This window comes from Pseudomonas sp. TH32 (assembly GCF_016650855.1).
GTDB lineage: Bacteria > Pseudomonadota > Gammaproteobacteria > Pseudomonadales > Pseudomonadaceae > Aquipseudomonas.
This window is the reverse complement of sequence record NZ_JAEKFA010000002.1, coordinates 3,286,099-3,301,070: the sequence shown is the minus strand read 5'-3', so window position 1 is coordinate 3,301,070 and position 14,972 is coordinate 3,286,099. Positions and strand designations below refer to the sequence as shown.

At 63.2% G+C, this 14,972-nt stretch carries 1 protein-coding gene and 2 pseudogenes; all 3 read right to left on the bottom strand.

Going from position 1 to position 14,972, the window contains the following annotated elements; genetic code table 11:
* Nucleotides 1-3: 3 nt before the first annotated feature.
* Nucleotides 4-8,979: a non-ribosomal peptide synthetase gene (locus JFV30_RS18665; RefSeq protein ID WP_274610281.1), complete on the bottom strand. Its 8,976-nt coding sequence runs from the start codon at nucleotides 8,977-8,979 to the stop codon at nucleotides 4-6.
* A gap of 74 nt (nucleotides 8,980-9,053) precedes the next feature.
* Nucleotides 9,054-12,008, bottom strand: a pseudogene (locus JFV30_RS33295) (amino acid adenylation domain-containing protein); the annotation flags it as partial.
* Nucleotides 11,994-14,840, bottom strand: a pseudogene (locus tag JFV30_RS33290) (amino acid adenylation domain-containing protein); the annotation flags it as partial. The pseudogenes JFV30_RS33290 and JFV30_RS33295, both read right to left, overlap by 15 nt.
* Between the last annotated feature and the right edge of the window lie 132 nt (nucleotides 14,841-14,972).

The following is a 14,972-nucleotide window of genomic DNA, read 5'->3' as shown; positions in this document are numbered from 1 at the left end:
GTTTCAACTGGCGACGGGTTGCAGCGCCAGGTGCTGCAACAGCCGGTGCAGCAGGTCCGGATGGTTGAGGATGTCGTAGTGGCCGGCCGGGATCTGTTCGTTGCTCCGGGCGCAGGCCAGGTTCGATGCGGGCAGGTCGGGCGTCTGCCGGGCCCACCAGCAATCGGCCTGCGCGCGGGTTGGTGGCAAACCGCTTATCTGCTGCGACAACGCCTTGAGTTTCATCGCCACCTGGAAGGTGTGGGCCAGTTCCTCAGGACTGATCCCGGCGTACACCGATTGCGCGGCTGCGCCCGTCTGGACCTGCTCGATCAGGTGCTCAAGGACCGTGCTGCCTGTTGTCGCCTTGACCTCAAAGGTGGGCAGGCTCTCGGCCGGCAGGCCGAACAGCACCGCCAGGAACCCGCGCAAGTCTTCACTCCAGTCATCGCTCAAAACGTCCTCGCCGGTGGGGATAAAACTGTCCACCAGGCCGAGAAACGCCACGCGCTGGCCCTGGCTTTCCAGCTCCTGGGCCACCAGCACCGCGAGCGTTCCACCCAGCGACCAGCCCATCAGGTGATACGGGCCGCTGGCTTGCTGCTGGCGGATGTACTGGCTGTAATCGATGGCCATGGACGCCAGGGACTCATCGTCCCACTGGCGGTCGAGCAACATCCGACACTGCAGGCCGTAGACACTGCGCTGTCCATCCAGGCGACGGGCCAGGGGTTCATAGTCGAACACTGTGCCGAACCCTGCATGCAGGCAGAAGAGCGGTGAGTGATGAGCCGTTTCGCTGTTAAGCAACAGCAGCGGATTAAGACGTGCGTCGTCTTCGGCAAACCCGGACAGCTCGGCGATGGTCGGCTTGCCGATCATGTCCCGCAGTTTCAGTTCGATGCCGATATCCGGCTGGCTGCGTACCTTGGACAGCACCTTGAGAATGCGCAGCGAGTCGCCGCCCAGTTCGAAGAAGTTGTCGGTGACGCCCACAGTCTCCAGGTCCAGCACCTCCTGCCAGATCGCCGCCAGTTGCGCTTCCAGCGGATTGCGCGGCGCAACGTAGGCACGGCCCTTGAAGTCCGGGTCGGGCAAGGCGTGGCGGTCCAGCTTGCCGTTGGGGTTGAGCGGGAAGGCCGGGAGCACGAGGATTTGCGCCGGCACCATGTAGTCAGGCAATTCCACCTGCAAGGCCGCACGCAGGCGCTCGCCCAGGCCGGCCGAAGCCTCGGCCACCACGTAACCGATCAGTTGCTTGCCGCCGGTGGTGTCGCGGGCGACGACCACGGCGTCCTGTACGTCGGTGACTTCGCGCAAGCGCGATTCGATTTCCCCCAGTTCGATACGGAAGCCGCGGATCTTCACCTGGTTGTCCAGGCGACCTAGATAGTCGATGACGCCGTCGGGACGTTGGCGTACCAGGTCGCCGGTGCGATACAGGCGTGTGCCGTTGGCCGCGAACGGATCGGCCACAAACCGCTCGGCGCTCAGGCCGGGTCGCTGGTGATAGCCACGGGCAACGCCTTCGCCGCCAATGTACAACTCGCCCGCCACGCCATCGGGCACCGGGTTGAGGTGTTCGTCCAGCACATACAGCGTGCGTTCACCGATGCGTGTGCCGATCGGCGCGTACACCGCCGCGCAGCTTTGATCCACACTCACTTTCCACAGCAACGGGGTGACGACGGTTTCGGTAGGGCCGTATCCGTTGGTCAGGAACTGCGGCTTGAGCACGCGTTTGACCAATTCGAAGTTGGCCTCGGCCACCGCATCACCGCCAAAGCAGTAGATACGCACGGGCGGCGGTGCGTCGTTTTGGCTGTCGCCATACTCGGCCAACTGCTGCAGATACGCCGGCGGGAAGCAGGCGATGCTGATGCTGTGGGCGTGCAGCGCCTGCCAGGTTTCTTCCGGGGTCCATAGAGGGTTGCCACGCACCACCAGGCACCCGCCGCTTTGCAGGGTCGACAGCCAGCGTTCCTGGGCGCCATCGAAGGCGAAGGACATGAACAGCAATTCACGTGTGCTGGCGTCCATCTCGTAACGTTCGGCAATCGCCTGGCAATGCATGCGGATTTGCCCGTGCGCCACAGCCACGCCCTTGGGTTTACCGGTGGAGCCGGAGGTGTAGATCAGGTAGGCCAGGTTATCGTCGTGCACCTCCCGCACCGGGCAACTCGCCGGCCAGTTCGACAGCGGCAGGCGATCCAGTTCGATCAGCGTTGCCACGCCGAGGCTGTCGAAGCGCGAGCGCAGTGAGTGCTGGCTGATCAGCGCGCTCATGGCAGAGTCTTCGACGATCCACTGCACGCGGTCTTGCGGGTAATCAATGTCCAGTGGCACGTAGGCGGCGCCGGTTTTCATCACGGCGTAGAAGGCGACGATGACGTCGACGGAGCGCTCGAGGGCGACGCCGACGAACATTTCCGGGCCGATGCCCTGGGCCATGAGGTAATGCGCCAGGCGGTTGGCACGGGCATCCAGCTCGCCGTAGCTCAACTCGATACCGTCGCACACCACCGCCAATGCGTCAGGACGCTGCAGTGCGTGCTGGCGGATCACCTGTGCCAGGTGGGCGCGCGGTGCCGTGCCGGGGCTCAGTACGTTGCGTTGCTGCAACAGTTGCTGCTCGGTGTCGGCCAGCATCGTGAGGTTACCGACGTTCGTCTGGCTGTTGTCCAGCAGTTCCAGCAGCAGGGTTTCAAAGCTGCGGCGAACGTGTGCGGTGGCCGCTTCGGTGAAGCGGTTGCGCAGGTACAGGAACTCGATCTTCAGGGTGTCGCCGAGGTTGATTGCCAGGTCCATCGCAAAGTTGGTGACATCGCGACTGCTGACTTCGCCGAAGCTCAGGCGTTCCTGCCCGGCTTCCTGCAGGCGTTCGTCAACCGGGTAGTTTTCAAACACCAGAATGCTGTCAAACAGCGGCTGGCCGCCCTGGCCTGACCAGCGTTGTACGTCGGCCAGGGACGCATGCTCGTGGTCGCGCACTTCCAGGTTGTAGGCTTGCAGCGCTTGCAGCCATTGGGCGACGGGCATTTGCGGTTGTGGGGTCTGGATGATGGGCAAGGTGTTGATAAACAGCCCGAGCATGTCCTCGGCGCCTGGCAGGCTGGACGGGCGACCGGCGACGGTGGCGCCGAAGCACACGGTGTCCTGGCCGGTGTAGCGCTGCAACAGCAAAAGCCAGGTGGCCTGGATCAGCGTGTTGGGGGTGACACGCAGGCGTTGGGCCTGCTCGCGCAAGTGAGCGGTTTGCGCGGCATCCCAATTCAGATACAGCGCCGCGTGGCCTTCCAGTTCCATCGACGGTTTGGGCGACAGGCTGTTGGCCAGGGACGAGGTACCACTCAAATCCTGGAGCTTGGTCTTCCAGAACTGCTCCAGTACCGCTTGGGACTGTTCCTGCAGCCAGCGGATGTAGTCGCGGTAATGCCCGCGCTTGGCCGGTGCGGCCTGGCCGTTGTAGATCGCAAAGACTTCGCCCAGCAGCCGGGAGTTGGACCAGCCGTCCATAAGAATGTGGTGGCTGGTCCAGATCAGGTAGTGGGTCTGGGGGTTGAGGTGTACCAGGGTCAGGCGCGTGAGGGGTGCACGCAGCAGTTCGAAACCACGGGCGCAATCCTGACTCGCGAGAGCCTCCAGGTCGTGCGCGGTGACCTCGCGCTGCTGCCAGTTGAGTACTTCGACGGGCATGGTCGCTGCGCGATACACCACTTGCAGCGGTTCGGCCAACTGATTGTCGGCCCAGAACCCGGTGCGCAGGATTTCATGGCGCTCGATCACGGCATTCCAGGCCGCGGTGAAGCGTGCAACGTCCAGGCCGCTGACCGAGACGGCCATCTGGTTCACGTACAGCGCGCTTTCCGGCGCTTCCAGTGTGTGAAACAGCATGCCCTGTTGCATCGCCGACAACGGGTAGAGGTCTTCCAGTTGGGGTAATGGTACCGGCAAGCGGTCCAGTTGCGCCTGGCTGATACGCGCCAGCGGGAAGTCGGACGGCGTCACGCCCATGTTGGCGTCGTCGCAGCAATGCTCGATCAGCGCCAGCAGTTCTTGCTTGAGGTCATCGGCCAGTTGGGCGATGGTCGCCTCGTCGAACATCTCGCGGCTGAATTGCCAACCCAGGGTCAGCTCGTCGCCATACACCTGGCCATTGAGGCTCAGCCAGTTGCCCAGTGGCGCGTCCAATGCCTGCTCGCGGCCACTGCCTTCGGTGGCAGGTGCCAACAACGAGCCCTGTTCGGTATCGAAGCTGGCATCGAACTGACCCAGGTAGTTGAACGTGATCCTTGGGGTTGGCAGTGCGGCGAGACTGGCCCGGACCTGCGGTGCGCCCAGGTAGCGCAGGGCGCCATAACCCAGGCCTTTATCGGGGATTGCCCGCAGTTGCTCCTTGATCTGTTTGATCGAGTCGCCAAGGCTCACCGCCGGCACCAGCTTGACCGGGAACAGGCTGGTGAACCACCCCACCGTGCGGGTCAGGTCGACGTCGTCGAACAGGTCTTCGCGACCATGGCCTTCGAGCTCGATCAGGCAATGTGGGGTGCCGGTCCAGCGGCTGATGACGCGCGCCAGGGCGGTCAGCAGCAAGTCGTTGATCTGCGTGCGATATGCCTTCGGCGCCTGCTGCAGCAAGTGTCGTGTCTGCCGGGCATCAAGGTGGGTATGCAGCGTGTGGCTGTGGCGATTGTCCAGGCTGCCATTCGGGCGCTCGCATGGCAGGTCGACCATGGCGTCGCGCAGTTGATCCTGCCAGTAGCTGAGTTCGTCCTGGTTGCCGCTGGCGCGGTGTTGCAGGCGCTCGGCCCAGGCCTTGACCGAACTGGTGCGTGCCGGCAGTTGCACCGGCTGCTGGTTGCTCACCTGTTGATAAGCGTTTTGCAGGTCTTCAAAGAGAATCCGCCAGGACACGCCATCCACCGCCAGGTGGTGGATCACCAGCAGCAGGCGCTGAGTGCCATCGGCCAGGTGGACCAACAGCGCGCGGATCAGCGGGCCTTGTTGCAGGTCGAGGCTGCCCTGGGCCTTATCACATAGGTCCGACAGTTGCTCGGCGGTGGCTTCAACCTGTTGCAACTGCCAGTCGCCCAGCGGCCGGTAATGTGCGCTCCAGTCACCGGCTCGCTGTTCGAAGCTCAAGCGCAGAGCGTCGTGATGCTCAATCACTGCGTGCAACGCCTGCTGCAGCGCATCGGCCATGAGCGGTTGTGCAGGTTTGAGCAGTACCGACTGGTTCCAGTGATGGCGCTCAGGGATCGCAGTTTCAAAAAACACCTGATGAGTCGGCAGCAACGGCAGGGTTCCGGTGGCGGGGCCCTGGTCGATCACTTGGGCATTCGCGCCGCTACGGGCCACGCTGGCCAGGCCCTGCACGGTCTGGTGCTGGAACAGCTCCTTGGGCGTAAACGCGATGCCTTGCTGGCGGGCGCGGCTGACCACCTGGATAGAGATGATCGAGTCACCGCCCAGCTCGAAGAAGTTGTCGCTCAGGCCGACGCGTTCCAGTTTCAGCACGTCTTGCCAGATCGCTGCGATTTGTTGCTCCAACGGGCTTTGTGGTGCCACGTAAGCTTTTTGCAGCAGGCTTGCATCGGGTTTTGGCAGGGCCTTGCGGTCCAGTTTGCCGTTCGGGCTCAGGGGCAATTGATCGAGGAAGATCAGTTGGGCGGGCACCATGTAATCAGGCAAGTGTTCGCCCAGGCGTTGCCTGATTTCGCTGCGCAGTTCACCGGCGTCACGGGCTTCGGTCGGCACTGCATAGGCGACCAACTGCCCATCAGCCGCGATCACCACGGCTTCGCGCACGCAGTCCAGTTCCATCAGGCGGGTTTCGATTTCCCCCAGCTCAATGCGCAGGCCGCGGATTTTTACCTGGTGGTCGATACGGCCGCGGTATTCGATCACGCCGTCGGTGCGATAACTGGCCAGGTCGCCGGTGCGATACAGACGTTGGCCGTCACCAAACGGGCTGGTCATGAAGCGCTCGGCGGTGAGGGCCGGGCGGCGGTGGTAACCCCGGGCCAGGCCTTCGCCGCCCAGGTACAACTCGCCGATGACCCCGGCCGGTACCGGCTGCAGTTCGGCATCGAGGATGTAGGTGGTGAGGTTGGCGATCGGCTGGCCGATCGGCACGCTGGCCTTGCCTTCTTCGCGGCAGGTCCAGTGGGTCACGTCGATGGCGGCCTCGGTGGGGCCGTAGAGGTTGAACAGGCCGGCGTTCGGCAGCTTGGCGAATACCTGTTGTTGCGCGTCCACGGGCAGGGCTTCGCCGCTGCAGACGATGCGCGTAAGGCTGGTGCATCGGGCAACGTTTTCATCCAGCAAAAACACCTGCAGCATCGACGGCACGAAGTGCAGGGTGCTGACCTGGTAGCGCTGGATCAGGCTCACCAGTGTGGCCGGATCGCGATGGTCGCCAGGCCCGGCGACGGCCAGACGAGCACCGGTCATCAGCGGCCAGAAAAACTCCCACACCGACACGTCGAAGCTGAACGGGGTTTTTTGCAGCACGGTATCGGCATCGGTCAATGCGTAGGCCTGTTGCATCCAGCACAGGCGGTTGGTCAGCGCCGAATGGCGGTTGCCGGCGCCTTTGGGCTTGCCGGTGGAGCCGGAGGTGTAGATGACGTAGGCGAGGTTTTCGCCCTCGACGGCAACCTCAGGATTGACCTCGGCATAACCGCTGACGTCCAGTTGATCCAGCGCCAACGTCGGCAGCGTGGCCGGAATCGGCAACTGCGCAAGCAGGTGCTGCTGGGTCAACAGCAGGCCAATGCCGCTGTCTTCAATCATGTAGCTCAGGCGGTCCTGCGGGTATTCCGGGTCCAGCGGCACGTAGGCGCCCCCGGCCTTGAGCACGGCCAGCAGGCCGATGACCATTTCCAGGCTGCGTTCGGTGGCAATGCCCACCAGCCCATCCGGGCCGACGCCCAGTTCGATCAGTTTGTGGGCGAGCTGGTTGGCGTGCTGGTTGAGCTGGCGATAGCTCAGTTGGTGTTCGCCAAAGACCAGGGCTGGTACCTCCGGCGTGGCGGCCACCTGGGCCTCGATCAACTGTTGCACGCTGTGGTCCAGCGGGTACTGGGTGCGGGTGTTGTTCCATGCGCTGACGATCTGTTGCTGCTCGGCGCGGTCCAGCATCGGCAGGTCTGCAACCCGCTGGTGTGGTTTCTCAAGAAGGCTTTGCAGCAGTTGTTGCCAATGCCGACCGAGGCGCTCAATGGTGGCGGCGTTGAACAGGTCGGTGGCGTAGGTCAGGGTTGCGCCCAGGCCTTCGGCCGATTCGATGGTGCTGAGGGTCAGGTCAAATTGCGAGGTATTGCCTTCCCAGTCCAACCCCTCGACCTGCAGCGCCGAAGGCAGTGATTGGCCTTCGGTAGCGCTGCGTTTGTCGGCACTCTGGTGGTTGAACATCACTTGGAACAGCGGGTTATGGCTGAGGCTGCGCTCCGGTTGCAACGCCTCCACCAGTTGTTCGAACGGCAGGTCCTGATGCGCCTGGGCATCCAGTGCATGTTGCTTGACCTGTTGCAGCAGATCTTCGACCCGCAGTTGCGCGCTGAACTCGGACTTCATGATTTGAGTGTTGACGAAGAAGCCGATCAGCCCCTCGGTTTCGACCCGGTTGCGGTTGGCAATCGGCACGCCGACGCGGATATCGTGTTGGCCGCTGTAGCGATGCAACAGGATCTGGAATGACGCCAGCAACAGCATGAAGGGCGTAATACCGAGGCTATGGGCCAACTGCTGCACCGCGTCGCCCAGGCCAGGCGCCAGGGTGAGTGGCAAGTGGGCACCACGGTAGCTTTGTTCAGCCGGGCGCGGGCGATCTGTCGGCAACTCCAATACGCTGTTTGCGCCGGCCAATTGGCTGGTCCAGTACGCCAACTGGCGTTCGCGCTCGCCGGCTTGCATCCATTGCCGTTGCCATACGGCATAGTCGGCGTACTGGATCGGCAAGGGTGCCAGCGAGTGAGGCTGCCCGGCCTGGGCGGCGCTGTACAGGGTGAGCAGTTCTTCAACCATCAACTGCACCGACCAGCCATCGGAGACGATATGGTGCTGGGTGAGCACCAGCACATGCTCATCGTTTGCCAGGCGCAGCAGCCTGACCCGCAGCAGTGGGCCCTGTTGCAGGTCGAACAGTTGCCGGGTTTCGTGCTCCACAAAGGCCTTGATCGTGGCATCGTCCGGCGTGCCGTTCAGGGTCTCAACCACAAGGGGCCTGGGCGCCTGGGCGCCGATGACTTGCCGGGGTTGTTCGTTGTCCACCACGAAAGTCGTACGCAGGGCCTCGTGGCGGGCGATCAGTTGGTTGAAGGCTTGCTCCAGCGCCGCCACATCCAGCTTGCCCTTGAGGCGCAGGGCGGCTGGAAGGTGGTAGGCGGCGCTGTGCGGGTCCAGTTGCCAGAGGAACCACTGGCGCTCCTGTGCGTAGGACAGGGGCAGCGGTTGATTGCGTTCGACGGGCACCAGGGGCCGCTCATGCTGCCGGGAGCGGCCTTCCAGGCCTGCAACGAAATCACCGAGCACGCTGCGTTCGAACAGGCTGCGCAGTGCGACGTCAAGGCTCAGGGCCTGGCGCACCCTGGAGATAATCTGGGTCGCCAGCAGCGAGTGGCCGCCCAGGGCGAAAAAGTCATCCGTAAGGCCTACCTGCTCAAGGTTGAGCACGCTTTGCCAGATCCCGGCGACCTGGATTTCCAGCGCCGTCCGCGGCGCCACATAGTGGTTTTGCTGTTGGCTGGCATCCGGTTTGGGCAGGGCCTTGCGGTCCAGCTTGCCATTCGGGCTCAGGGGCAGCACATCGAGGAACATCAGGAAACCCGGCACCATGTAGTCCGGCAGCACCGCCGCCAAGGCAGCCTTGATCGATTGGCGCAACTGCGCTTGCGGCACGGCGCTGGCGTGGGGCACCACGTAACCCACCAGTTGCAAACCACTGGCTGCCGGTTGCGCGAGGACAATGGCGTCTCGCACCGCGTCCTGCTCCAGCAACCGGGCCTCGATTTCCCCAGTTCGATGCGGAAACCGCGAATCTTCACCTGATGGTCGATCCGCCCCACGTACTCGATCACCCCGTCAGCGTTGTAGCGCGCCAGGTCGCCGGTGCGGTACAGCCGGCCGCCACTTTGGCTGAACGGATCGGGCATGAAGCGTTCGGCGGTCAGGTCCGGGCGATTGAAATACCCACGGGCCAGCAACTCGCCGCCGATCACCAGTTCACCTACCACACCTATTGGGGCCGGGGCGCCGCTGTCGTCCAGCAGGTAGATGCTGCGCCCGGCCAAGACCTTGCCGATGGGCATGGTCAACGGCGTGGGGCGTGCGCCGGTCACGTAGTCGGTGCAGTCGAGCGCGGTGACGGTGACGGTGGCTTCGGTGGGGCCGTAGGTGTTGAGCAACTTGACGTGGCCAAGGCCAGCCTGGCCCCACGCGGCAAGGCCTTCGGGCGGCATGGCTTCACCGCCGGCATGCACTTGCTTGAGGCGCCCGTAATCCCGCGGGCCGGCCACGGCGAAGTCCTTGGCCAGCAGGTTCCAGTAGGCGGTGGTCAGGTCGACCACGCTGATCTGGTGCCGGATCAGTTCGCGGTAGAAGGTCTCGGTGTCCCAGATCTCGGTGCCGCGCAGCACCACCGAGGCGCCACAGATCAGCGCCGGGTAAAGCTGCTCGACGAAGCCGTCGAAGTTGAAAGTGGAGAACTGCAGGATGCGGTCGGCACCGTTGAGGTTGAAAAACTCCAGGGACACATAGGCATGCCGAGTCAGCGAAGACTGGTTGATGCCCACGCCTTTTGGCCGCCCGGTGGAGCCCGAGGTGAACATCACATACGCGAGGTTCTCGGCGTGGGCGCGGTTGAGCAGGTTGCTGTCGTCCAGGTCGATCCAGGCCTGCTCGTGGTCCAGGCACAGGTGTTCGACATAGGCGGGAATCGCCAGTCGTTCACGTAAATGGCTCTGGGTCAGTATCAGCCGGGTGCCGCTGTCTTCGACCATGCACAGCAGGCGATCCTGGGGGTATTCCGGGTCCAGCGGCACATAACCGCCGCCGGCCTTGAGCACCGCCAATAGGCCGATGATCATGTCCAGGCCGCGCTCCACGGCGATCCCCACCAGCACGTCGGGGCCGACGCCCAGGCTCACCAGATGCCGGGCCAGGCGATTGGCCCGGGTGTTGAGTTCGGCGTAGCTCAACTGGCGGTCTTCGAAGAGCAAGGCCGGTGCGCAAGGTTGCTTCGCGACCTGGGCTTCAAACAGCTGATGGACCCGCTGTTCGCTCGGGTAATCAAAGCGGGCGCTGCTCCACTCATGGAGCATCAGGTGCCGTTCTTCACGGCCCAGCATCTCCAGTTCACCCAGGCGTTGCTGCGGATTGCGAACGATGGACTGCAGCAGGTTTTGCCAATGCCCGGCGAGGCGCTGGATGGTCCGGGCTTCAAACAGGTCGATGGCATAGGTGAGGGTTGCAAGCAGCCCATCGGCAGACTCGGTGGTATCCAGGGAGAGGTCGAACTGAGTGCTGGGCAGCGTGCCTTCCAGTACTTCAAGGCTCAGGCCGGGAAGTGTGACGCTGTTTTGAGGCTGCACGCTGGCATGGTTGTACATCACCTGGAACAGCGGGCTATGGCTGAGGCTGCGTTCCGGTTGCAGCGCCTCCACCAGTTGTTCGAAGGGCAGGTCCTGGTGGGCCTGGGCATGCAAGGCATGATGCTTGACCTGTTGCAGCACCTCGACAAACCGGGACTGGCTGTTGAGCTCTGCGCGCAGCACCTGGGTGTTGACGAAAAATCCGATCAGCCCTTCGGTTTCCACGCGGTTGCGGTTGGCAATCGGCACGCCGACACGGATATCGGTTTGCCCGCTGTAGCGATGCAACAGGGTCTGGAACGAGGCCAGCAACAGCATGAACAGCGTCACGCCTTGCTGCTGGGCCAATTGTTTGAGTGACTGATTCAGCTCGCTGCCCAACGCCAGTTCCAGCTGGGCCCCACGATAGCTTTGCTCGGACGGCCGAGTGTGGTCGGTGGGCAGTTCCAGTACTGTCTGCTCATCGCCCAATTGCCCCGTCCAGTAGGTCAGTTGGCGCTCGCGCTCCCCGGCTTCCATCCACTGGCGTTGCCACACGCCATAGTCGGCGTACTGCACGGGCAGGTCTGGCAGGCTGACGTCCTGTTGCTGGCTGAAGCCTGTGTACAGGGCAATCAACTCCTGGATCATCACGTTGATCGACCAGCCGTCGGAGACGATATGGTGCTGGGTGATGATCAGGACGTGATCGTCATCCGCCAGTTTCAGCAGTTTGACCCGTAACAACGGGCCGTGCTGCAGATCGAACAACTGCTGGATTTCGTGTTCGACACACGCCTGGATCGCCTGCTCGTCGGCCCCCGGCCGCGACTCGACGGTGATTGCCAAGTGGGTGTGAGTGGCAATTCGTTGGAGGGTGCGATCGCCGTCCTGGATGAACGAGGTGCGCAGGCTTTCATGGCGGGCAATCAGCCGGTCAAAGCAGCGTTGCAGCGCCTGTGTGTCCAGGTTGCCCCGCAGGCGCAAGGCCGCCGGGATGTGATAAGCGGTGCTCTGGGGATCCAGTTGCCAGAGGAACCACTGGCGTTCCTGAGCGTAGGACAACCGCAGCGGCTGATCACGCTCGCCCCTTACCAACGGCGGCTCTTGGCGGGCCGGTTGCTGCTCCAGGGTAGCGACGAACGCGTGTAAGGTGCTGCTCTCGAACAGGTTGCGCAGGGGCACATTGGTGTTGAGGGCATGACGTACCCGGGAGACGACCTGGGTGGCCAGTAGTGAATGGCCGCCCAGCTCAAAGAAGTCGTCGTGCAGGCCGACGGTTTCGCGCTTGAGCACGTCTTGCCAGATCGCTGCGATTTGCTGCTCCAACGGGCTTTGTGGTGCCACGTAGGCTTTTTGCAGCAGGCTTGCATCGGGTTTTGGCAGGGCCTTGCGGTCCAGTTTGCCGTTCGGGCTCAGGGGCAATTGATCGAGGAAGATCAGTTGGGCGGGCACCATGTAATCAGGCAAGTGTTCGCCCAGGCGTTGCCTGATTTCGCTGCGCAGTTCACCGGCGTCACGGGCTTCGGTCGGCACTGCATAGGCGACCAACTGCCCATCAGCCGCGATCACCACGGCTTCGCGCACGCAGTCCAGTTCCATCAGGCGGGTTTCGATTTCCCCCAGCTCGATGCGCAGGCCGCGGATTTTTACCTGGTGGTCGATACGGCCGCGGTATTCGATCACGCCGTCGGTGCGATAACTGGCCAGGTCGCCGGTGCGATACAGACGTTGGCCGTCACCAAACGGGCTGGTCATGAAGCGCTCGGCGGTGAGGGCCGGGCGGCGGTGGTAACCCCGGGCCAGGCCTTCGCCGCCCAGGTACAACTCGCCGATGACCCCGGCCGGTACCGGCTGCAGTTCGGCATCGAGGATGTAGGTGGTGAGGTTGGCGATCGGCTGGCCGATCGGCACGCTGGCCTTGCCTTCTTCGCGGCAGGTCCAGTGGGTCACGTCGATGGCGGCCTCGGTGGGGCCGTAGAGGTTGAACAGGCCGGCGTTCGGCAGCTTGGCGAATACCTGTTGTTGCGCGTCCACGGGCAGGGCTTCGCCGCTGCAGACGATGCGCGTAAGGCTGGTGCATCGGGCAACGTTTTCATCCAGCAAAAACACCTGCAGCATCGACGGCACGAAGTGCAGGGTGCTGACCTGGTAGCGCTGGATCAGGCTCACCAGTGTGGCCGGATCGCGATGGTCGCCAGGCCCGGCGACGGCCAGACGAGCACCGGTCATCAGCGGCCAGAAAAACTCCCACACCGACACGTCGAAGCTGAACGGGGTTTTTTGCAGCACGGTATCGGCATCGGTCAATGCGTAGGCCTGTTGCATCCAGCACAGGCGGTTGGTCAGCGCCGAATGGCGGTTGCCGGCGCCTTTGGGCTTGCCGGTGGAGCCGGAGGTGTAGATGACGTAGGCGAGGTTTTCGCCCTCGACGGCAACCTCAGGATTGACCTCGGCATAACCGCTGACGTCCAGTTGATCCAGCGCCAACGTCGGCAGCGTAGCCGGAATCGGCAACTGCGCAAGCAGGTGCTGCTGGGTCAACAGCAGGCCAATGCCGCTGTCTTCAATCATGTAGCTCAGGCGGTCCTGCGGGTATTCCGGGTCCAGCGGTACGTAGGCGCCCCCGGCCTTGAGCACGGCCAGCAGGCCGATGACCATTTCCAGGCTGCGTTCGGTGGCAATGCCCACCAGCCCATCCGGGCCGACGCCCAGTTCGATCAGTTTGTGGGCGAGCTGGTTGGCGTGCTGGTTGAGCTGGCGATAGCTCAGTTGGTGTTCGCCAAAGACCAGGGCTGGTACCTCTGGCGTGGCGGCCACCTGGGCCTCGATCAACTGTTGCACGCTGTGGTCCAGCGGGTACTGGGTGCGGGTGTTGTTCCATGCGCTGACGATCTGTTGCTGCTCGGCGCGGTCCAGCATGGCCAGTTCGGCCAGCCGCTGCTGTGGGCCTTGCATGAGACTCTGCAACAAACTCAGCCAATGCTGGCCCAGGCGTTCAATCGTTGCCAGGCTGAACAGCGCGGTGCTGTATTCGATGTTCGCCGTGATGTGCCGTGGCGAGTAGTCCACGTCCATCGACAGGTCGAACTTGGCCTCATGTTGCGCCACCGGCAGCAACTCCAGAGTCAGCTCACCGAGCTTCAGCGCACCTGGCTGGTCCTGGCTCACACGCCAGTTGAACAGGGTCTGGAACAGCGGATTGGCCTGGGTGCTGCGTTGCAGTTGCAGACGCTCGATGATCAGTTCAATCGGGTAGTCGGCATGTTCCATGGCCGCCCGGGATTGCTGGCGCAGTGCCTGGAGAAACTCACCTGTGGTGAGGCTGTCGGTGAGTTGCGTGCGGTAGATCTGGCTGCTGACGAAGAACCCCACCAGGTCCTGGGTCTCGCTCTGATTGCGGCTGGCATTCGGAACGCCGACGGTGAAATCCTGCTGACCGCTGTAGCGGCTGAGCAGCAATTGCCAGGCACCCAGCAGCACGATAAACGGCGTCAAGTCCTGTTGCTGGCAGAAATCCTGTAGCTGTTGGCACAGGGCTTGGGGCAATGGCAGGTGAAGATTGCCGGCGCGGTGCTGTTGCTCGGCACAGCGGGGCAGGTCGGTGGGCAGGTTCAGCGTGGGAATCTCGTGTCCCAGGTAATCCGCCCAATAGTCGTCAGCACGCTGGTGCACGGGGGTGTGCGGGTATTCTTCGCGCTGCCAGTGTGCGTAGTCGGCGTACTGGATGGAAGGCCGCGCCAGCGGGGTGGTATCGCCCAGGCAGGCGCGTTGGTAGGCCTGTGTCAGGTCGTGCATCAGGATCGGATTGGACCAGGCGTCCGAGACGATGTGGTGCATGTTCAACAGCAGGATATGGTCGTCGTGCTCGAGTGTGATCAGGGTGGCGCGAATCAGCGGGGCACGGTCCAGGTCAAACGGTGTACCGGCCTCGGTGGCAAGGCGATCCGCCACGGCGGCGCTACGTGATTCGGGCGCCAGGCCCGACAGGTCCTCTTCCTGCAGGTGAATCCGGGCTTGTGTGTCCACCACTTGCCGGGGTTCATCGTCGATGGTTTGGAATGCGGTTTTCAGCACATCGTGCCGGTCGATGATCTGTTGCAAGGCAGTGCCCAGCGCGGGTGTATTCAACGGGCCGCGCAGGCGCAGGGCGTTGGGCTGGTTGTAGGCGCTGCTGTCGGGCGCCAGCTGTTGCAGGAACCACAGGCGTTGCTGGGCGAAGGACAGGGGCGTGGGGCCGCGATGGGTGTGAGCCTTGATGGAATGCTCTGAACCGACGTCGTCGGCCATCAACAAAGCCAGCAGGTCGTCGTCGGGGAGTTGATTCAGTGGGTTCATGTTCGGTCTCGTCGCCATCGGCTGCGTAAATATGCGTTGTCAGAAAGACGAAGCGTGGCCGACGAGATTTAGGTGTGGGCGGGG